This is a genomic window from Anabaena sp. PCC 7938, assembly GCF_049315035.1.
In the GTDB taxonomy this organism is placed as follows: Bacteria; Cyanobacteriota; Cyanobacteriia; order Cyanobacteriales; family Nostocaceae; genus Anabaena; species Anabaena cylindrica.
Genome location: NZ_CP186034.1, coordinates 4086557 through 4108566 on the forward strand (window position 1 = coordinate 4086557; position 22010 = coordinate 4108566).

The 22010-nt window shown below is 38.3% G+C and carries 19 protein-coding genes; 13 read left to right on the top strand and 6 right to left on the bottom strand.

The window, feature by feature from the left end; all coding sequences use genetic code 11:
* The first annotated feature begins 157 nt into the window (after positions 1-157).
* Positions 158-1522 (top strand): ribosome biogenesis GTPase Der, encoded by a 1365-nt coding sequence (der, locus tag ACOWPH_RS18690; RefSeq protein ID WP_015216887.1) that lies wholly within the window; start codon positions 158-160, stop codon positions 1520-1522.
* Between the two features lie 171 nt (positions 1523-1693).
* A complete protein-coding gene (locus tag ACOWPH_RS18695) occupies positions 1694-2623 on the top strand; it encodes an energy-coupling factor transporter transmembrane component T family protein (RefSeq protein ID WP_015216888.1) in 930 nt (309 codons plus the stop codon).
* A gap of 64 nt (positions 2624-2687) precedes the next feature.
* On the opposite strand, the gene cysK is transcribed toward ACOWPH_RS18695, so the two are convergent.
* A complete protein-coding gene (cysK, locus tag ACOWPH_RS18700; protein ID WP_015216889.1) occupies positions 2688-3629 on the bottom strand; it encodes a cysteine synthase A in 942 nt (313 codons plus the stop codon).
* A gap of 1284 nt (positions 3630-4913) precedes the next feature.
* Between cysK and ACOWPH_RS18705 the strand changes: the two genes are divergently transcribed.
* The 7 genes from ACOWPH_RS18705 (at position 4914) to ACOWPH_RS18735 (ending at position 8708) form a co-directional block, all read left to right on the top strand.
* Positions 4914-5342, top strand: coding sequence for a hypothetical protein (locus ACOWPH_RS18705; protein ID WP_015216890.1), 429 nt, complete (start codon positions 4914-4916; stop codon positions 5340-5342).
* Between the two features lie 36 nt (positions 5343-5378).
* Positions 5379-5642 carry a hypothetical protein gene (locus ACOWPH_RS18710; RefSeq protein ID WP_015216891.1) on the top strand — a complete coding sequence of 88 codons (264 nt, stop codon included), beginning with the start codon at positions 5379-5381 and terminating at the stop codon, positions 5640-5642.
* A 2-nt stretch (positions 5643-5644) separates the two neighbouring features.
* Entirely contained in the window at positions 5645-5956 is a 312-nt protein-coding gene (locus ACOWPH_RS18715; protein WP_015216892.1) for a hypothetical protein, read from the top strand.
* A gap of 167 nt (positions 5957-6123) precedes the next feature.
* Complete coding sequence (locus tag ACOWPH_RS18720) at positions 6124-6501, top strand: hypothetical protein (protein WP_015216893.1); 378 nt, start codon at positions 6124-6126, stop codon at positions 6499-6501.
* Positions 6502-6514: 13 nt separating this feature from the next.
* A complete protein-coding gene (locus ACOWPH_RS18725; RefSeq protein ID WP_015216894.1) occupies positions 6515-7516 on the top strand; it encodes an LLM class flavin-dependent oxidoreductase in 1002 nt (333 codons plus the stop codon).
* Positions 7509-7880, top strand: a complete 372-nt coding sequence (locus tag ACOWPH_RS18730; RefSeq protein ID WP_015216895.1) for a hypothetical protein — start codon at positions 7509-7511, stop codon at positions 7878-7880. The genes ACOWPH_RS18725 and ACOWPH_RS18730 overlap by 8 nt, the downstream gene beginning before the upstream one ends.
* A gap of 216 nt (positions 7881-8096) precedes the next feature.
* Positions 8097-8708: a class I SAM-dependent methyltransferase gene (locus tag ACOWPH_RS18735; RefSeq protein ID WP_042466172.1), complete on the top strand. Its 612-nt coding sequence runs from the start codon at positions 8097-8099 to the stop codon at positions 8706-8708.
* Between the two features lie 261 nt (positions 8709-8969).
* Here ACOWPH_RS18735 and ACOWPH_RS18740 read toward each other — a convergent pair whose 3' ends face one another.
* On the bottom strand, positions 8970-9755 hold the full coding sequence (locus tag ACOWPH_RS18740) for a sucrose-phosphate phosphatase (protein ID WP_015216897.1): 786 nt from the start codon (positions 9753-9755) through the stop codon (positions 8970-8972).
* Between the two features lie 465 nt (positions 9756-10220).
* Here ACOWPH_RS18740 and ACOWPH_RS18745 point away from each other — a divergent pair, with 465 nt between their 5' ends.
* Both ACOWPH_RS18745 and ACOWPH_RS18750 read left to right on the top strand, forming a co-directional pair.
* Positions 10221-10463 (top strand): helix-turn-helix domain-containing protein, encoded by a 243-nt coding sequence (locus ACOWPH_RS18745; protein WP_015216899.1) that lies wholly within the window; start codon positions 10221-10223, stop codon positions 10461-10463.
* A gap of 51 nt (positions 10464-10514) precedes the next feature.
* Entirely contained in the window at positions 10515-11501 is a 987-nt protein-coding gene (locus tag ACOWPH_RS18750; protein WP_015216900.1) for a DNA-methyltransferase, read from the top strand.
* Between the two features lie 12 nt (positions 11502-11513).
* On the opposite strand, the gene ACOWPH_RS18755 is transcribed toward ACOWPH_RS18750, so the two are convergent.
* The gene (locus ACOWPH_RS18755; RefSeq protein WP_015216901.1) at positions 11514-12107 is read right to left on the bottom strand and encodes a restriction endonuclease BamHI; all 594 of its coding nucleotides are present in this window, start codon (positions 12105-12107) and stop codon (positions 11514-11516) included.
* 290 nt (positions 12108-12397) lie between these two features.
* Between ACOWPH_RS18755 and ACOWPH_RS18760 the strand changes: the two genes are divergently transcribed.
* Positions 12398-14929 carry a VIT domain-containing protein gene (locus ACOWPH_RS18760; protein ID WP_015216902.1) on the top strand — a complete coding sequence of 844 codons (2532 nt, stop codon included), beginning with the start codon at positions 12398-12400 and terminating at the stop codon, positions 14927-14929.
* Positions 14930-14998: 69 nt separating this feature from the next.
* On the opposite strand, the gene dusB is transcribed toward ACOWPH_RS18760, so the two are convergent.
* The 3 genes from dusB to rppA form a co-directional block, all read right to left on the bottom strand.
* Positions 14999-16054, bottom strand: a complete 1056-nt coding sequence (gene dusB, locus ACOWPH_RS18765) for a tRNA dihydrouridine synthase DusB (RefSeq protein WP_015216903.1) — start codon at positions 16052-16054, stop codon at positions 14999-15001.
* Positions 16055-16288: 234 nt separating this feature from the next.
* On the bottom strand, positions 16289-20437 hold the full coding sequence (locus ACOWPH_RS18770; protein WP_015216904.1) for a response regulator: 4149 nt from the start codon (positions 20435-20437) through the stop codon (positions 16289-16291).
* 140 nt (positions 20438-20577) lie between these two features.
* The gene (gene rppA / locus ACOWPH_RS18775; RefSeq protein WP_015216905.1) at positions 20578-21270 is read right to left on the bottom strand and encodes a two-component system response regulator RppA; all 693 of its coding nucleotides are present in this window, start codon (positions 21268-21270) and stop codon (positions 20578-20580) included.
* Positions 21271-21325: 55 nt separating this feature from the next.
* Here rppA and hisG point away from each other — a divergent pair, with 55 nt between their 5' ends.
* Positions 21326-21958 carry an ATP phosphoribosyltransferase gene (gene hisG, locus ACOWPH_RS18780; RefSeq protein WP_015216906.1) on the top strand — a complete coding sequence of 211 codons (633 nt, stop codon included), beginning with the start codon at positions 21326-21328 and terminating at the stop codon, positions 21956-21958.
* Positions 21959-22010 lie beyond the last annotated feature (52 nt).

The window sequence follows — 22010 nt, forward strand, 5'->3', positions numbered from 1 at the left end:
ATACTTGTATGTGCATTAATAAAAACACATAAAAAAGCAAAGTTGTTTTTATCAAAAAATGTGATATGATTAGTAGTTCTCTAAAAACGTGCTGGGTGAAGAACGTAGAGATAAAACTCAGCACATCTACAACACTCAGCACGAAGAACTCTAGTTTATGGCACTGCCAATTGTTGCAATTATCGGCCGCCCAAATGTGGGCAAGTCTACCCTGGTTAATCGTCTCGCTGGTGATCAAGCGGCGATTGTCCATGATGAAGCGGGTGTGACACGCGATCGCACTTATCGTCCAGCATTTTGGAGCGATCGCGAATTTTCAGTAGTAGACACAGGCGGTTTAGTCTTTAACGATGATACCGAATTTCTCCCCTTGATTCGCCAACAGGCATTAATGGCGCTCTCAGAAGCCTGTGCAGCGATTTTTGTAGTGGATGGGCAAACAGGCCCAATGCCCGCAGATCAAGAAATTGCTGATTGGTTACGTCAGCAACCTGTACCAATTTTCCTGGCTGTCAATAAATGTGAATCACCAGACCAAGGCTTAATTCAAGCGAGTGAATTTTGGGAACTGGGTTTAGGTGAACCTTTCCCGATTTCGGCAATTCATGGTAGCGGTACTGGGGAAATTCTGGATGAGTTAATTAAGCACGTCCCCGATGTGAAGGATGTCCCCGAAGATAATGTGATTAAAGTCGCCATTATCGGTCGTCCCAATGTGGGCAAATCCAGCTTATTGAATGCCTTTGTGGGGGAAGAAAGAGCGATCGTTAGCCCCATTTCCGGCACAACTCGTGATACAATTGATACTGAAATTGAGCGCAATGGGCAGACCTATCGCTTAATTGACACCGCCGGTATTCGCAAAAAGAAACATATAGAATACGGTACGGAATTTTTTAGCATTAACCGCGCTTTTAAAGCAATTCGCCGCGCCGATGTGGTTTTATTAGTGTTAGATGCTGAAGATGGAGCCACTGAACAAGACCAGAAATTAGCTGGGCGAATTATTGAAGAAGGTCGCGCTTGCATTATCGTAGTTAACAAGTGGGATGCAGTCGAAAAAGACTCTTACACCATCTATGACTACGAAAAAACCCTAGAAACACGGTTACATTTTACCGAATGGGCAGACATAATTTTTGTCAGTGCCACAACCGGACAACGGGTAGAAAAGATTTTAGAATTGGTGAATAAGGCAGCAGAGGCACACAAACGCCGTGTCACCACCTCTGTAGTTAATGAAGTCCTCACAGATGCAATTAGCTGGCATTCTCCACCAACTTCACGGGGCGGTCGCCAAGGTAAAATATATTATGGTACGCAAGTAAGTAGCCAACCACCAACGTTTGCTTTATTTGTCAACGATGCTCAACGCTTTAATGATAATTATCGCCGTTACATTGAAAGACAGTTCCGCAAACAATTAGGATTTGATGGTACTCCGATTCGTGTATTTTGGCGGAGTAAGAAAGTCCGGGATGCGGAAATTGGCAATCTCAATCGAGCAACTCGCGTAAAATAGTATTCACTGGTCATTGGTGATGAACAAATGACCAATGACCAATAGACATCTGGTGAAAATGATTGTAGTAGAGACGTTCCGGCGGAACGTCTCTACAAGGGTTTCAATCCACGCACATTTAATTACCACCAGATGTTTAATGACCAATGACCAATGACCAATGACTAAAGAATGGATTTACTGCGATCGCTCCCCCTTGGACTATACTTAGAACAACCAGAAACTTGGCTACATAGGCTAGATCCGCGAGTCAAGTTAGTTTGGTTGTTAAGCTTTCTCACCAGCTATGTTGTAGCTAACAACTATTGGCGGGTATTGTTGGTTGCATTATTAATTATTTTTACCTTATTTGCCAAAATTCCGCTGCGAGTATGGCGGCAACAAATGGGCTGGCTGTTGGTGTTATCATTTATGGTGTTGGTGCTGGGTGCTATCAGTCCCGATGGACTAGCTGTAAATTATCAACCACGCTTACCAGCTAATGAACAAGTTTTAACTCAGCCAGCAACTGCTCAGAATAACAAAGTGAGTCTAGAGCCAGTCAGAGATAATAAAGAATATAGCTATGTATTATTTCACAAAGGCCCAATTAAAGTAAATCGTCGTTCCTTAAATTTAGCAATTAGTTTGAGTACAATAGTTTTTACCTTAATCTACAGCACTAATTTATATTTATTGACAACCGCACCAGAAGAAATCACTTCGGGAATGGAAAGCTTAATGCAACCCTTGCGGAGGTTTAAAATCCCAGTTACAGAACTGATGTTAACTCTCACTCTATCTTTGCGGTTTATTCCTTTAGTTTTAGAAGAAGTCCAAAATCTCATTCGTTCTGTGATGACGAGAGCAATTAATTGGAAAAAGCTAGGATTAAAAAGAGCAGCTAAAGTTTGGTTAATTGTGATTGAGCGACTTTTAGAAAATCTGCTTTTGCGTGCTGATCAAATGGCAAATGCAATGATGGTCAGGGGTTTTACTAGTCCAAATGAGCATAGAGTCAAATGGCAAGAATTAAGATTGAAAACAGGTGACTGGTTAGCGATCGCAATTTTAATCGTATTTTGGGGACTGAGGATAGCTTTTGGGACAGCAATTTCTTAAGTAGGTGGAATATTGTAGAGACGTTCCATGAAACGTCTCCACAGGGCATTCAAGCCATGCATATTTAATTTTTTAGTTCTTGAAACATCGCCGTACTCAAGTAACGTTCACCAAAAGAAGGCTGAATCATGACAATTAACTTACCTGCATTTTCTGGGCGTTGGCCTACTTGAATAGCCGCACACAAAGCCGCACCAGATGATATCCCTGATAATAAACCTTCTTCTTTAGCTAATCTTCTACCATAAGACATCGCTTGGTCATCACTAACCCGAATCACCTCATCAATCAATTCTTGACGCAATACATCTGGGACAAATCCCGCACCAATCCCTTGAATTTTATGGGGGCCGGGTTCACCTCCAGAAAGAATGGGACTGTTGCTAGGTTCAACCGCAATTACTTGAAAACTTGGTTTGCGTTGTTTAAGTATCTCTGCAATACCAGTAATCGTTCCCCCAGTTCCTACCCCAGCAATTAATACATCTGCTTCCCCATCAGTATCAGCCCAAATTTCCTCAGCTGTCGTTTCTCGGTGAACTTTGGGGTTAGCTGGATTGCAAAATTGTTGCAGCATAAAGGTATCGGGAGTATTAGCCACAATTTCCTCAGCTTTGCTAATTGCCCCCCGCATTCCTTGGGGGCCTGGTGTCAACTCCAAAGTTGCACCATAAGCACGCAACATTGAGCGTCTTTCTTGGCTCATGGTTTCTGGCATTGTTAAAATCAATTTGTAACCACGAGCCGCAGCTACCATTGCTAAAGCTATTCCTGTGTTCCCTGAAGTTGGTTCAACTAAAACAGTTTTTCCTGGGGTAATTAAACCATCTGCTTCGGCTGAAAGTACCATACTCAACCCAATGCGGTCTTTGACTGAAGCTGCTGGGTTCATGCTTTCTAGTTTGACAACTATTCTGGCAACTACTCCCTCCGCTTGAGGAATTTTGTTCAGCTGAATTAAGGGGGTTTTGCCAATAAGTTCTGTTACGTCTTTAGCAATTCGCATTTATTAACTCCTAATATTCTAAATATTACTTTTCCGTCCCTACTTATAATAATATGTTTTTACTCATTTAATTTGTAGTTACGTAACAGTTAGTTAATTAGATATTGTTTTTGCCAGAAATCTTTATAATGACTGGGTTTTGAGTAAATAGCATAATGGTACACAGCGCTAGAAGACTGATAATTTGCTACTAAACTTGTATCAATTATTTTGAGTTCAGGTGTAATTTTTCAGGTTATAAAAGTCAGAAGAATTTAGTGATGTCAAGATGAGATCATAGAATTTAAGAATTTTAATTGTTTTTTTGAGTTGTTTAGTTTATTTTTAATTCAGGTCTACTTTGTCATGAGATATTGTCATTTGAGTACAAGTTTTGAGGGACAATAATCACCATTAAATATCCTCAAACATCAGCTAATAAAGCATTAAGTTGAGTACAAAAATCCCCGTCCCCCAGTGGATAAATGCTAGTACCTCCTCTTGAAAACACTAGCACCTCTACCCCAAATAATTTTTTAAAGTCTTACTGGATCAGTTTTATAAGCTTTGAGTACTATGTTAATGATTTTAATAATCTTAATTCGGCTGGGGTAAACTGTGTTGAAGAGAGGTGACTGCTATAAACGTTAGTAGGATTTACGCAGAGATTCCCCTCTACCCCCCGAAATTCCTAGATGAAAGTCTAGAGAACTAGGGGGGACTTCTTAACCCTAGTTTGATAGAAATCTCTATTCAAAAGCGGTTAAATCCTGTCAGTATTAGTCAATACTAAATGGAGTGTATTTGGGATTTTAAAATTTTCACTTGCTTAGTAATAATTTATGAGTATTTTGCACAAATAGTGGTGATTCATAAATCTGCCAAGTTTAGATTTAAAGTTTTAGATTCACAGATAATTTTTAAATTATTTGAGATGCTTTTAAATAATTGGGTGTCATCTACTAAATGTAAGGATTCAGGATACAGAATATTTGATAGAGCAAGGAAAAAGAAACAGTCAGAGGGAAAAATTTTCTTCTTCCTTCTTTGTTCCTCCTGACTCCTGAATTCTTACTACTAAATGTATATAGCAATTCCCAAGCTCATGAAATACACCCCACCCGCGCTGTCGCGAAGGGGAGGGTTGCGGAGGGGTAATTTTGTATCTAACTAGAGTGGGAAAGGCTATATTTAGAATCTAATACTTGATGCTTGTTTGAGAATTGGCAAAAGGAAGGTGCAGCAATAAACCATAAACTATATTTTCTTACTGGGTGAATAGCTACCTAGCAAGGGAGAGTGAAGATGAAATTAAAAATTTTAAATGTGCTAACAGTAGGTTTGGTTACTTTAGCTGTTCTTTCTCCAGGGATAATCGTCTTTAATTTAATTTGGGAACGACATATAGAGTTAGTTAAGACACAGAATTTATCTTGTCAAGTCACCAATATTAATAAAGGTTCTGAACCTACATTTCCCCAGCCAGAGAGCATAAATACTCCCCACTCTCCAGCTAACAAAAAATTATCCAAACATAATTTTTTTGTGCAACTGCAAATTCTAGTGGAACAGTATAAAATCGCTACAATTTTGCAATGGTTGGTTTTGGTTACACCTATTTGCATTGGCTTAGGCATTATTGTTTATGACAGGTATCTTGTCTATCGTACTGCTGTTTTAAAAGCGCAAGTCGAAATGTTAGAAAGACTTTGGCAACAGAGTATTGAGCAATAATTTTCAGTTTTCTCATCCACTATCAACTAAATTATCATGACAGACGAACGCCAAACACAGTATTTTAATTTGATTGATGAACTGTTGCAATGTCCTAATGGCCAGGAACCAGAAATTTTAGAATCTCAGCCGGAATTGGTTGATTCTGGGTTGGTACATTCAATGCTACAAGTAGCTACTATGTTTGCCCATGAAGGAAATCAAGATGGCGCTCAATTTTTGTTTTTTGTAGCAAAAGAGTTGGCTAAACAATTGGGTTTATATCCTGAAGTTTCCACTGAGGTTGCACATCAGGAGTGACAATGTTATTGACTTCAACTGATGCTGGACAAATAGCGTTAGAGTTTATCTTGGCAGATTGGAACATCTCAGAAAATTACCGAGATTGGTTTACTATCTTTAACTCGCGGTTAACGGGTGAGTTTTGGTATATTGTAGAATTGGGTGTTGAAGGTTTTCCTGATAAGTGGTTTATCCAAGTTTATGATACAGGAACTTGTGACCCCAATTATACATTTAGTTCTCCTATTTCTGGTTCTGAGGGCTATCTGGATTTAAAGAATATTCCAGATATTATAGCTGATGTTTTAGTCGCTGAACGAAATTCTCGCTAGGTAAAGTTCAAAATTTATTTTTGCTATTTCCAAATTTTGAATTCATTATATATGGTCATTATACAGAAGTGGTACTTTTATAAAAGTATCACTCTTTTTTTGGGAAAATTTTTCAAAAAATCGATTTAAATTGGTGTTTTGTCATGCTTAATTGACAAATTTATGTTATGCTAAATGGTAGTGATGGACGCTACAGAAATATCAGTCAAATGATTGCTGAAGATATCCTAGCTAAAGAATTCACAAGAGTCGTTAACCATTATTACCCTAATACTGGGGAACTACTGGAAAAGTGTCATGTAAAAGTGATTACCTGCTTCTGGGGACGACCGGCTAAACGCTTTCAATATATAGGGATTTATTGTTCTGAAGACCTGATGCCCTATGTAAAAGCGCAAAAAGAAATACTCAGAGAAATAGCAGGAAATATGGGACTAATTCAGGTGGTTTGCATGAATGCGAAGCGATTACTGCGCGACCCCATGTCAAAACTTAAACAATCTGAACCGCGTTTATGGTTGGAGTTGCATTTAGTGGCTGCTTAGAATATCGTCAAAAATGAAAACAGGACTTTTCTGCAATTACGAAAATCATCACCAAGATGCCCGTCGCGCCATCTTTGAGCAAGTTTTACTGGTGAAACAGGCGGAAAATTTGGATTTTGAAGAAGCCTGGGTGAGTGAACATCATTTTAATGAATCGAATCTCAGCCCGTCACTTTTGCTGTTAATGGCACATTTGGCGGGTATTACGTCAACTATTCGCTTAGGGACGGGGGCAGTATTATTGCCGTTTCATGACCCCATTAGGGTGGCTGAGGATATTGCTACTTTGGATAATCTTTGTAGTGGTAGATTGGCTTTTGGAGTGGCTAAAGGTGGCCCTTTCCCTGAACAGAATAAGCATTTTGGGGTGTTGATGTCGGAATCCCGTGTGAGGATGGTGGAAGCGATCGCACTCATTCAAAAGCTATTATATGAAACTGACGTATCATTTAATGGACAATTCTATCAGTGCGATCGCTTGACGGTCTATCCCCAGCCGCTACAAAAACCAATTCCCGTCTATATTGCCAGTGGTGATGATGATACGATTGAATATGCTGCTCAAAATTCCTTCGGTTTAATGGGAGGGCCGCCCTTTTCCCTGACAAGATTGAAGAATACAGTCAGCAAATATCGGCAATTAAATTCCAGTGGTGCAGATAAATTGCTGTTAGCACGGTTCTTTTTTGTTGCTAAAACCACCGATGAAGCGGTGAGTGAAGCCTTACCTTTCATCCGCAAATTTAGCCAAAAAATGACAGCTAATTCCACTCAAGTAATGCAGAATAGTCCCCAGCCACAGAAACCATTTGATCGGACAAATATCTGTTTTGAGGAAGATTATTTGCTCGAAAATTCGATTATTGGCGATGTCGAAACCTGTCGCGACCGAATCAAGAAATTTCAAGATGAATTAAATCTCGGCACACTAGCGCTCAAACCCTCATCATTGTCTCTGCAAAAAAATCGAGAGAGTATGCAGCGCTACAATCAAGAGGTGCGAAATTATGTCTAAACTTCCCCTGCTTCCTCCTGACGATTTACCTCCTCTGGAGGTGACTAAACAGGATGGAATGCTACATTTAGAATTTGAACAATCTATTGGGAGGTGTTTCTATCACGCGTGCGATCGCATCACCCAAGTTCTATTATCTAACTGTCAGTGGTATATGACAACTAATACCACCACCCTCATGCTGATCATTGACTGCCCAGATATAGTATCTTACTGGCATATAGTCAGCAATATTCCCCAATTGGGTAATAGATTAGAACGGTTTACCAAGGACGCAAAAATTCGAGTTTATCCACCCTTTGGGAAAGGTAAACCCTTTGAAATTCCCATCAATGAAATTTCGGCTTATCGAGACTGGTTGTAGATTTTAATTTCTATTTCGCGCAAAGGTGCAAACAAAACTGTGTGCCTTTGCTTTTTTGTATAAGGTTATAATGAAATATAGCCTTTCTCACTCTAGTTAGATACAAAATTACCCCTCCCCAACCCTCCCCTTGGTAAGGGGAGGGTGCGCGACAGCGCGGGTGGGGTGTATTTCATGAGATTGGGAATTGCTATAAAGACCAATAAATTAGAAACGATGAATAACATTATAAATAACAAAAAACAACTTTTTGACCGTTGGGCATCAAGTTACGATTGGACTTTTCCCTCTTTTATTTATCAAGCTATTCATAAAAGATTGCTTTCAAAAGTCGAATTACCAGCAAAAGCAAATGTACTTGATTTAGGTTGTGGAACTGGAAGACTACTAGATAAATTAGCAAGTCAATTTTCTGAATTGCGGGGGACAGGATTAGATTTATCTCCCCAAATGTTGCGGGTAGCTAGACAAAATAATCGTCATCGTCCCCGGTTAATTTATCTGGAAGGTAATGCGGAATCACTACCCTTTGCTGAAGATCAATTTGATGCCGTTTTTAGTACTATCAGTTTCTTGCATTATCCGCAACCAGAACAAGTTTTAAGTGAAATAACGCGGGTACTTTCTCCTGGTGGACGTTTTTATTTAGTTGATATAACTGCTCAGAATAATTCAGCATTTCAATTAATGGCTAATTCTCCGGCTGGAATTAAATTCTACAGTCAAGAACAGCGTGAAAAAATAGGTTCTGGTGCTGGACTTTTGTGTTTAGGTCACTACTATTTATTAGGGCCAGTTTTGTTGACTATTTTCGCTAAACCAGTATGAAGTTAATGGAATTGGGGTTAGGAAAATATTCGATTAAAATTATAAACTTGCAGAAAAATAGAGATTCTCCCTTCCTCTGCATTCCAGTCAAAATGACAAACTATACCCATATTCTGGTTTTCAAACATTCTCTAATGAATGAAACGGAATAATGTACAAGTTTTTGGAGTGTGATCGCAATTTAGCTTTAGTCTTGATGCTTTAAATGCCACAATTAACGATACAGCCCCTGATACTCCCTTACAACTCAAAGAATACTGATTAAATAAACTGAAAATGACGCAAACCTTCTAAAATACCTTCAGCATAAAATGATTTTGCTAAATAGCGATAGTCGGTTTTGTTTGCTGTATACCATTCCCGTAATTCAGAAAGCGCATTTCCTACAATAATACCTCTTTCTTCTCCTCTGCTGAATAAGGCAATATCATTACCTGAATCACCACAAACAACTGTTTCGTGAGCAGAATGTCCCCATTCATTTTGTAAATACTTCATTGCTAAACCTTTATCGGTATCAAAAGGCAAAATATCCAGGTTTTTGCTTTCCAGGTTTTCGCTGCCACTAAAGTTTCCACTGTAGATTAAATTAAATTTAATGTTTTCCTTTTTTAATAAATTATCGAGTTGGGGTATGACTTTTTTAGCAGCTTCTTCCTTAACAAGATAACTAACTTTAAAAGGAAGTTGTTCAGATGCTTTTTGAAGAACTAAGTCTTCAAAATTTGCGGCTATTTTCTCTACCAAATCACGATTCCAGCCAATTGATAACTTACTAGACCATTTTAAGTCGGGAGTTTTGTAATTAGAGTTGAAGTATATTTCAGTTCCTACAGCAGTAATTAAAGCATCAGGTTCTAAAAGTTCTTGTGTGTTTATCAGTTGCTGGTATAAAGTTAGAGATCGCCCCGTGGCATAAACAATTTTAGTTCCATATGTCTTGCGATGATTTATTAATTCTTCGTTCAATTGCTCTAAAAAGTTTAAAGATTTTTTATCACCTACTAGCGTGTCATCTAAATCAGTAACGAAGAGAAATGCTTTCATAATTATAGTTTTTGGCTGATACGGTAAGTTAATAAGTAAATTTTTATACTGAATTAAGACATACACTCAATTGACAGTTAACATTATATCTGAAATCGCAACCAGATTTTGCAAATGTGTGCGATCGCTCTATTCATGATCAGAAACTCCTAAAACCCTTTGAGGACGGGGGTAGTATTACGCAAAAATTAGTTGGGTTGTTACAGTACGTCTTTATCTAGAAATGCTTATACCATACCTTCAAATTCTAAAGGTTGCAGGGTAAAATCATCTAATTTGGTATAATACACACTTGACAAAAGAGACAGAAAAAGAATTAACAGTTGAATAAAAAATGTACTTGACATTGGATTACTCTGAGTGAGACGACGGCAATATATTCACTCTGAAAATTCCAGGAATTAAATTTATGCCTGTTCGCGCAGCATCTGGTAGAGAAGGATTTGAAACTAAATCATATGTAGTATGACAGACTCTGCTTCTAACAACACTCCTGAGTTACTCTCGGTTGCTCAAACAGCCAAATTACTTAGCGTAACCCGTCAGCGAGTACACGACTTAATTAAAAATGGTCAGATCATAGCTCATAAACTTGGGCGTTATTACTACATAGAACCTGCTGAAATAGAGAGATATCAGAACCAGCCTACTGGAAAACCCTATCAACCTCGTAGCACAACTTCTCAACAAAACTCTATTGACAATTGACAATAAAAATTTGTACACTCAAGCTATACTAATTTAATAAAGGTTAAATTAATGCTGCCTTTTCAACTGATTGTGACTGATGTTGCCACTCAAAAAGGATTAAAACAGGTTTACAAGAGTGAGTATGGGATTCTCTATCAGGGAGATTGTTTGAAACTTTTGTCAGCATTACCCAATGAATCTGTAGATATTATTTTTGCAGATCCACCTTTTAATCTTGGGAAAGAATATGGTGAAGGTGTTAACGATAAAATAGATCCAAATCAATATTTAATATGGTCGAAACAGTGGCTTGATGAAAGTATTCGAGTGCTTAAATCAGGTGGTAGTTTATTTGTATTTAACTTGCCAAAATGGTGTATAGAATATGGTGGATATCTGAATCAGCAAGGAATGTGTTTTCGTCATTGGATTGCTTGCAGAATGCCGAAAGCTTTTCCCAGAGGGAAAAAAATGTCTCCTGCTCACTACGGGTTACTCTATTACACTAAAGGGGAACCAGCAGTTTTCAATAAAGTTTACACCCCAATTCAAGTTTGTCGCCATTGCGGTGGAGAAATTCGTGATTATGGTGGACATCGCAAAAAACTTAACCAGAATGGTATTAACTTAATGGATGTTTGGGATGTGCCAGAAGATGTTTGGGAAGATGTCTCTGAAGCTAATTCTAATGAAGTTTTATGGACGTTGGCAGAAGAAATGTGGATTGACATTCCAGCAGTTCGGCATCGTCAACACAAAAAACGAGTTGCAAATGAACTTGCGCCAATTATGCTAGAGCGAATTATTGCAATGGCATCTAATCCGGGACAAATTGTGGTGGATCCATTTGCAGGATCTGGTACGACATTTTATGCAGCAGAAAAGTTACAACGTTACTGGATTGGTTCAGAAATCGGGGATACAGATCCAGCAGTAGAAAGATTAACTGATTTGGCTAACGGAATCATGGAAGAATGGGAATCGGCAAGAGGAAGTAAGAAATCAAAGCCACGTAAAACTACTGCACTGCAACTACCAATTCCTTACTCTATTTAATAACAGAAACTTTCAGACTAATGCACGTCCATCTGTTCCCTTAGTAAGTGTTGGTACGTTGTTATCTAGCTGATCGTGTTCAATGACGAAGATCGCCAGAAAACCCTCTTGGATCTGAACGGCTCGCCAAACATCAAAGTATGGTTCTAACTCTTCGTAGTTACCAATTCTATCTGTTAAGTAAGGATAAATTTTTCGGCTAGGAAGTACCAAAGCAGTACCTAAAAAGACACCGCGTAGTAATCCGAGAACCATCTTATTAACTGCGCGATGACTTGAGGAAATATTGCCTGTTTCCCACTCCAGAGCAAAAAGATAATTATCTATTACCTTTGTTGCATCCACCCTTCCTGGTGATTTGGTTGAATAGTTAATTGGAGTTTCCAGCCTCCATCTAAATCTATCTCTCAACGCAATCATGCAAGCTTCTTTTATTGGCTTGACACCGTTACCATGTCTTTTGGGATTAATTGTAAAGTTGGGTGTACCCGGTGGATGGACAATGAGAGATATAGCATCGCGAATTTCACTACGAATGATAGACCAATCCCTTGATTCTTCAAAACTCCCAACACTGATTAAAGAAACTTCTTGAACAATTTTCATACTATATTATTGATTCACCTCGCTGAAGCACTAATAAAAACTTTTACGCACTGTACCGTCAGTAATCGCACTACAAGATAGATGTAAATTATTTCTAGCAAAGAGCCGTGCTAGTTTTTATCTAACCAAGATGTTGGTGCCAATGGAATTATTGGATTAAGTTTAACAAGACATTACCACATACCAACTAAACCTACCACTGAGCATCAACTGAGCAGAAAAGTGAGCATATCTCCCTGAAAAACCCACCTACGCTAGAGACATAGAAAAACAAGCGTCAGGTAAAAAATATGATTAGCACATTAGAACAGCAACCCAGTGGTTTATACATTTACACCCCTAACCAACAACCTATAGCTTTTCCCCTCAAACACACCGAAGTCAAAGCTCAAGTTGTCGGTAATATCTCACGGGTAGAAGTTACTCAAAGCTTTGAAAACCCTTTTACTACTACCTTAGAAGCTACCTATATCTTCCCCTTACCTGATGAAGCTGCTGTTGATGATATGCTGATTCGGATTGGTGACAAAATGATCAAAGGTAGTATTAAAAAACGCCAAGAAGCACAGCAAATTTACGAGCAAGCGAAACAACAAGGACGCACAGCCGGACTTCTTGAACAAGAACGAGACAATATTTTCACCCAATCCCTCGCTAACATTCAACCCGGTGAGCAAATTGATGTGATTATTCGCTACACCGAAAGTCTTAAATTTGAGGGTGGAAATTATGAGTTTGTCTTTCCGATGGTTGTTGGCCCCCGTTACATTCCAGGCATAAGTATTGAAGACAATACAGCCGGGAGAGGTTCAGCACCTGCACCCATGTCTCTCAATCAAGATACCGATTTAGTCCCAGATGCTTCTCGCTTGAATGCTCCCATCCTCCCCGCAGGTACACGTTCTAGCCATGATATTAATGTCACCGTGGAAATTAACGCTGGAGTAGAAATAGGTCATATTAACTCACCCTCTCATCATATCCAAATTACCCGTGACGGAAATCTGGCACAAATACAACTAGGAGGTGGAGACACCATACCCAATAAAGACCTAATTCTACGTTACCAAGTAGCAGGGGAAAACACACAAACCAGTGTACTCACCCAAGCAGATGAACGGGGTGGACATTTTGCTGTTTACCTAATTCCTGCACTCCAGTACCAGCCAGATCAGTTTGTCCCCAAAGATATGGTGTTTTTGATTGACAGATCCGGCTCTCAAAGTGGCGCACCATTGATGCAATGTCAGGAATTAATGCGCCGGTTTATCGCTGGACTCAATCCCCATGACACCTTTAGCATTATTGATTTTTGCGATACTACACAGCAACTTTCACCTGTTCCCCTCGTTAATACTCCTGAAAATCGCTTACGGGCAATTAATTATATCAATCGCTTAAATGCAGGTGGAGGAACGCAGATGTTACGGGGGATTCAAACTGTGTTAAATTTCCCAGTCACAGATCCAGTCCGTTTAAGAAATATTGTCCTACTCACTGATGGCTATATCGGTAATGAGAACCAGATTATTGCCGAAGTACAACGTTGTCTGCAACCAGGAACTAGACTGCATAGCTTTGGTGCTGGTAGTTCTGTGAATCGGTTCTTGCTAAATCGAGTTGCGGAAATAGGCAGGGGTATTGCTCGCATTATCCGCCATGATGAGCCGATGAATGAGGTGGTGGAAAAATTCTTCCGTCAAATTAATCATCCCGTTTTTGCTAATATCCAATTGCATTGGGAAGGTGATGGTGAGTTTCCCATCATGTATCCTTCCACACCACCAGATTTATTTGCTGAACAGCCTTTAGTGCTATTTGGACGTAAACCCGATGGTTGTGCTGGCAAGTTGCACGTTACAGGTATGAGTGGGGATGGTAGACGCTCTCAATACGTCTTTAATATCAATTTTCAGGTTATGGGTAATCCTGCTATTGCACAACTTTGGGGACGTTCCCGCATTAAGGATTTGATGAATCAGATGGTGAGTGGTGATACAAAGGTCGGTGTGGAAGCAGTGACAAATACGGCATTAACCTATCAATTGCTATCCCAATATACTGCTTTTGTTGCTGTCAGTGATGAAGTTAGAGTTCATCCTTACCCAGCTTCTGTGTCTATGCAAGTACCTGTAGAAATGCCGGCAGGTGTCAGCCAACAGGGTATTTTTGGTAATGCTGTTCCTGGGGGAATGGTAACTAAAAAAGTTACAAGAAGGGAATCTCTCTCACGTCCTCAACCTTCCATGTATGCTGCACCCGCACCTGAATCATTAGCAAAAGATGAGTTTAGTAATCTGGAAACTGTGTTATTTGAACCTGAGATGTCAGCTAAACGTGCAACTAGATCAGAACCATTACTAGATGATGAATCGATCAATCTCTTTGCTGATATGCCAGAAGGTAGTCTAAATGAAGGTAGTCTAGATGAACCAAGAGGACGTGGTTATCCTGCTGCATCTATTCAGCAACCAATTAACAATGCTGAAACCGAAGAGTTAGAAGAACTAAAAGCTTTACTAGAAGGAGATGAACCAGCACCACGTTTACAGGTAGTGAAGATCAAAGGACTAACTCGGTCAATGATCTATGAGATTACTCATTATCTACAATCAATTGCATTACCTGAAGATATGAGTGGTGAGTTAGTGTTTGAGTTTCAGATTAATCAGGGACGGGTGAGACAGTTAGTACTGGATGAGCAAGCTTCTTCTGTGACCAAACAAAGTTTGATTGAATTAATTAAGCGATCGCTCCTCACTTGGCGACCTTCCCAAATTATCACCAGTTCCGTTGTTTTGACAATCCAAATTCAATCCTAATAGTAGCTTGAGCGCAATGCAACCGGGATAGTTCCCGGTTTTTTAATAACCCCCGAATTTGAAAATTCTTCACACCATTGCTAAATATGCTGGTTCGTCTGCTTCTGGTTCATAACCAGCTGCCAGTTTTTCCATTGCTCTATCAATTAAATCCAAACCTTGCTGCACGGTTTCCACTAAACTTAACTGTCCGCGCAATTCTGCCGCACCCATAAAGCCTTTAGCATACCAAGTCATATGTTTACGGGCTTGACGCACACCTCTATCACCCTTATATTCCCATAAAGCATATAAATGTTCTCTGGCACATTCCAAGCGTTGAATCGCATTTGGTGCTGGTAATAATTCCCCAGTTTTCAGGAAGTGATCAACTTCACCCACCAAAAACGGATAACCCAAAGTTCCACGAGAACACATTACCCCATCTGCACCAGTTTCTTCTAGACATTTCACTGCTGCTTCTACAGAGAAAATATCCCCATTACCAATTACCGGAATCGAAAGTATTTCTTTCACCCGTGCAATCCATTCCCAACGGGCATTGCCATTGTAACCTTGAGCGCGGGTACGTCCATGCACGGTAATCATTTTCGCCCCGGCATCTTCCATGCGTTTGGCAAAATCAAGAATAGTAATTTCCTGATCATTCCAACCAATTCGGGTTTTTACTGTCACAGGAACCTCAACAGCTTTGACAACTTCCCGCACAATTGCCTCTGCGATTTCCGGTTGTCGCAGTAAGGAAGAACCACCACCATTTTTGGTGATTTTATTAACTGGACAACCCATATTAATATCAACTGTATCCGCACCTTCAGCAACAGCTTTTATTGCTGCTTCAGCCAGGAAATCAGGACGACAATCAAACAACTGAATGCTAATTGGGCGTTCGTTGGGATCTACCTCCATGATTTTGGGTAACTGCGTGACGTAGTGTAATCCCGTCGCATTCACCATTTCGGTATACATCATTGATTCTGGTGCATAACGACGCACTAAACGCCGAAATACCAAATCTGTCACCCCCGATAATGGGGACTGCAAAACACGGCTTTTAACCTCAAATGAGCCAATTTTTAGAGGTTGGGAAAGTCTAGCTTGGAGAGTGGGGGAGAGGGAAAGCATAGAATTTTGAATTTAGCTTGGGGATACCATATCTTGATGATATTGATGTTCCATAAGGATTTTAGTACCTGCTGGTGTCAACTAAGAGCGATCGCGTGGTGATCCTGGTTGTATGTGTCTTTCCAGCAAACCTAAATAAATCGAAATAATAAGTAATAATAATATTAATTAACTTCCATACCATAGCACAAGATTTTATGGTATGAGAATTTACTGAAAAGTGCCACTGCCGGCTTATTGACATTCTAATTTTAAAGCTGCATCTACTTGCTGATATTCTGTCATAGCTTGGGATAGTAATAATGTTGCATCTGCTAAATTAGCATCCCGTCCCAAATCTTCTAATCCTTTGCAAATTTGAGCTAAATTTTTAGCACCAACAATAGCACTGCTAGACTTGAGAGCATGAGCTTCTAATTGCAGTGTTTTTGCATTTTCTTGAATAATAGCATCATGAATCGCTTGTAATCGTTGGGGTGTATCTTCCAGATAACATTCTATTAGTTGGATAAATTCTTCTACGTTATTACTGCAAACAATATCTTTGAGTTCTTCTAAAACTTTGGAATCAAGCACATCATTAGTCATAGGTTCAACGGTTTTATTATTATTAATATTATTTATAGTTATACCTTGCTTTTGAGAATTACTTAAAGCCTTAGTTAATTCCTCTATGCGAATTGGCTTTGTTGTGTAATCATTCATTCCGGCTGCTAAACATTTTTCCCGGTCTCCCTGCATAGCATTAGCCGTCATGGCAATAATCCAAGGACGTTTAGATAAGGGCCATTCCTTATAGATTTGACGAGTTGCAGTTAAACCGTCCATTTCTGGCATTTGTAAATCCATTAATACCACATCATAAGATTGTCTACGCAAAGCCACTAATACTTCTAAACCATTTGCTGCTACATCAGCACGATATCCCAAACGTTGTAAAATATTAATAGCTACTTTCTGATTCACCACATTATCTTCAGCCACAAGAATTTTGAGTGGAATTTTTTCTGCCATATGAGAATCAAATTTTGATTGCGTGTCCTGATAAGTATTCTCTTTAGGCATGACAACATTATTTTTTGAAATGTTAATCAAAATATTTAAAAGATTGGCCTTCTTGATAGGCTTGGTCAGATAAGCTACAAACTCAAGATTTAGGTTCTGGTAATTTGTATTGCTCTGCCCATCACCAATAGATGTTAACATCACTAAAGGTAATCGCTCACAATTATTTAGCTTGCGAATTTCTGATGCCAGAGTCAAACCATCCATTTCTGGCATCTGCATATCTAATATAGCAATATCAAATTGTTGTTCCTGAAGATACTTGAGTGCTTCTTTTCCCGACGCAGCGGATACACCAACCATACCAAAAGACTGAGATTGTAAAATCAGTGCTTGACGATTATTAATATTATCATCAACTATCAGTAAGCGTTTATTATGGATTGAGTGGTGATGATGATAATCATATTTAATATCTGACTTTCCAACAAAAGGACTAACAATAGTAAATATAAAATTAGAGCCTTGACCAACCGTACTTTCAACCCACATTTTACCGCCCATTAATTCAGTCAGTCGCTTACTAATTACCAATCCTAGACCTGTACCACCATAATGACGAGTGGTGGAAGCATCAACTTGACTAAATGGCTTGAAAAGCCTGTGCATTTTATCTTCAGGAATACCTATGCCTGTATCTTTAACAGTAAATTTAATTTCGTATAACTGCGAGTTTTGTTGAGAAATAAATTCAGAATCTGACTGATCTTTGATCTGACTAGTGACAGAGAGGATCACTTCACCAGAATTAGTAAATTTAATCGCATTACTGAGTAAGTTTACTAAAATTTGCCGTAAACGGGTAACGTCTCCACTAATTACTTCATATGTTTCTGGATACATCAGATAAGCAAGTTCTAATCCTTTTTCACTAGCTTTGGGAGCTACTAAATCTAATGATTCTTCCAGACAAGTTCTCAAGTTAAAAATTTGTTCTTCTATCTCTAACTTACCCGACTCAATTTTAGAGAAATCAAGAATATCATTAATCAACGTCAACATAGCATCACCACTGTTACGAATAATTTCTGCAAACTCTAATTGTTGTGGTGTTAGTTGTGTGTCTAATAGCAGACCAGTCATACCAATTACTGCATTCATTGGTGTACGGATTTCATGACTCATAGTTGCTAGAAATTCGCCCTTGGTAAGGTTCGCAATTTCCGCTTCTTCTTTCGCCGATTTGAGTTGTTCTTCAGCTATTTTTTTATCTGTGATATCTGTAATTATACCTACAAAACGATAAGGTTGATTTTGCTCACTGCGAATACACTTTCCTTTTGCAGCTATCCAAATATAATTACCATTGCGATGTTTCATGCGATAGCTACATTGATAAATATCTGTTTTCCCCTCCAAGTGGTCATTTATATACTGCATTGCTTGTTCCAGTTCATCAGCATGAACATTATCTGACCAGGTAGATAATAAATGAGGTAGTAGTTCGTTTTCATAACCCAAAATTCTCATCCAAGCAGGTGAGTAATAAATCTCCCCAGTCAGCAGATTCCAATCCCAAATCCCATCATTAGTACCAGAAATTGCTAATTCGTAACGTTCTTCCCTTTCCCTTAAAATTTCTTCTACTTTTTGTCTACGGTGTACTTCAGATGCTAGTTCATCATTAATATTAGATAATTCCTGAGTGCGAGTTTCTACACGTTCTTCAAGTGTTTCGTTGGTATTTATAATGTTTTGAAACATTTGATTTAGCGCCAATATCATAGATTGAAAATTGCGAGTCAGAGAATCTATTTCGGCAATGTTACTATTTGTTAAAATAACCTCTTCTTGTGCCAGTATTTTTTGTGGTAAATCCGTAGTAATCTGAGTTAATCTCAACATAGGTTTGACTAATTTGTTACTAAGGATGATAGCAGCTACCAAAGCTATGATAGCTGTAAATAACATGATTAATAAATTTTTGATATATATTTTACGAATATAATCTATTTGGGGTTTGGTGGGTACTTGAACAAGTAATTTGGCTGAAAAAATATTATCTAAAGAACTGGTTTGCGAATACATGGATCTTTCCCACCTCCATATAGCTGGTACATTGGATAAGTTTGGTAGCAAATGAACAACATTCTGATGCAGGTTGGTGATTTTTTTATTTTGGTAAGGATTAAAAGTTTCTAGTGTCTTTATTTTTTCTAAATTAGTGGAAAGTACTCGGCTTTTTTTATCTAAAATAGTGACATAAAATTCTTGTTCTAGGTGTATTTTACGAATTATTTTACTTAATTCTTCTAGATTTATTTCACCAAAAATAGCACCCATGAATTTATTATCTTTGATAATTGGCACACCTAAGTTCAAAAAATCATGTTTTCTACCTTCTATAGATACAGATAATATTTCACTTGTGACTGAGGACTGATATTTTTTTAATTTCTGGAAATCAGTCCTTTGACTAATATTTATATATGACTTTATATTCAGTGGAGATGATTTCATAATTTCTCCTAAGCTATTAACTATATAAATTTCCTTAAATTGAGGTAAAAGCAGCTGAATATTTCCTATAATTGATTCATCAAATTCAATGGCGGTATTTTCATTAACCCGAAAAAAAGAATTAGCGATTGTGCTTAAACTCTTTGTATTGTTATCTTGCCAGTTTTTTATATCATTTATTAACTCTCCAGAAAATGAATTTATATCTTTAATAATGTTGCTTTCAAGATCTTCAACTGCGCGTATGGCATTATTCATATTAATAGCCATGACGGGGAAAAACACAAAAGCTACCAATACAGTAAATAGGGATTGTTGCCAAGAAATTGTATGTTTAGTCTTTCTGCATTTTAACCATTGCTCAATAGATAAATAATTAATTATTAAACTAGAGATTATGGCATTAAAGAAACCATTAACAGCTTGCTTAACTATAATTAGCCACATTCCTAGTTCAGCAACATTTAATACCCCACCATAAAATATAGCAACCAGTGGCATACCTATTAAAATCCAGTAAATGCCATCTAATAAAAGTAAATTCTGACTTTTTTTACGTAATAGTAATCCTACAAAAAGCGCTTCACAAGTAAAGATGATAATTGCATAAGGATGTGACCATACTAGGTAGGTATAACTGCTGCTAATCATTGCGGCAATTGTTCCCCAAAAGCATCCATAAATAGCTACTACAAGCAAAACAGCTATACTACCAAATAAAAAGTCCACACCGAAAAAAAGTGTTACTTTAAAATAGTTGCCAAGATAACCTAAAATGATTAATATTATAAGTAGAAAAACTTGTTTTTGCTTGAAAGATAATTTTGGCAAATTTAATAAATTAGTTGGTAGTTTCATATTATTTTATTATTATAAGATTAATATTTGTATTTATGATTTTTTTAGATGTAATTTGAATGATATAGATTGAGCTTATTAAAAAAAACACTTTTTAAGTTATGTATCAACTAAGAGTAATTAGAAATATGAAGGTAAACTTATTCCATTACGACAGAGCCAAAACGATAGCCTTTGCCGTAAACTGTATGAATGAGTGCAGATTCACTATTTACTTCAATTTTACGCCGCAACAAGCGAATTAATGCAGCGATGACATTACTTCCTGGTTGTTCATCATCTTGCCATAAATGTTGCATAATCTGCCCGTGAGTCAGCAATTGTCCAGCGTGTTCCATAAAATATTGTAGTAGCTGACTTTCTTTTTGGGATAGCTCAATAATTCGGCCTTGACGATAAGATATTTGGTTTTCTACATCTAGTTCTAAATCAGCTACTACTAAACGTAGTGATGAAGTGCTATGCAACTCAACGCCTGAACGCCGCAACAAAGCACGGACTCTTGCTAGTAACTCCCGCAGTTCAAAGGGTTTCACTAAATAATCATCTGCACCAGCATCTAAACCTTGTACACGGTCATCTAGAGTATCTTTGGCTGTTAGAAATAGAACGGGGGTAGTTTTAGCTTGTCGGCGTAATTCCTGACAAATTTCCAACCCTGTTTTTCCTGGCAACATCCAATCTAAAATTAGTAAGTCATAAGTGCCTGTTTGTGCAAGTTGGCTGCCGCTTGTTCCATTATAAGCAGTATCTACAATATAACCTTCACGAGTTAAGATGCGGCTTAAGGGATCTGTGAGTTCAAATTCATCATCAACTAATAAAATTCTCATGCTGCTTGTAGTAAGCATATAATTAACCGCAAAGATAAAGACACCAAGAAAAAGAATGCTGACTGTTGCACTACCAAAAGGGGAATTACTTAAAAATAGCATCCGGCTGTTGCAATCTGTAGGATTAGATTTTAGTGCTTTTTTAGATTCTGGAAACCGCCAACTGCAAATTTCTGATGCTAGTGGACAAGCGAAAGGTCTGTTAGTACGGGCGCAGGATGTACCTGTTTATGTAGAATACGGTCAGGCGCAACTGGGTATTGTTGGTTACGATGTACTACAAGAAAAAAAACCGCAAGTTGCACAATTAGTGGATTTGCAATTTGGTTATTGTAGAATGTGTGTGGCTGTAAAAGCTTCTAGTTCCTACAAGTTGCCGATAGATCTACCTGCTCATGGTCGAGTTGCTTCTAAATATGTCAATTGTGCGCGGGAATATTTTCAAAGTCTGGATTTGCCTATAGAAATAGTTCCTTTGTATGGTTCAGTAGAATTAGGCCCAATTACGGGGATGTCTGAGGCGATTGTGGATATTGTTTCTACGGGTAAGACTTTGCGCGAAAATGGTTTGGTAGAAATTGCAACTTTGTATGAAAGTACGGCCAGGTTAATTGTTCATCCTTTGAGTTATCGTCTGAATACGGGTGATTTGCATAAAGTGGTGGAACAGCTAAGAAAAGAAGTTTAACAGTTACAGCAGGAGTTCGGAGGTCGGAGGTCGGAGGTCGGAGTTCGGAGGT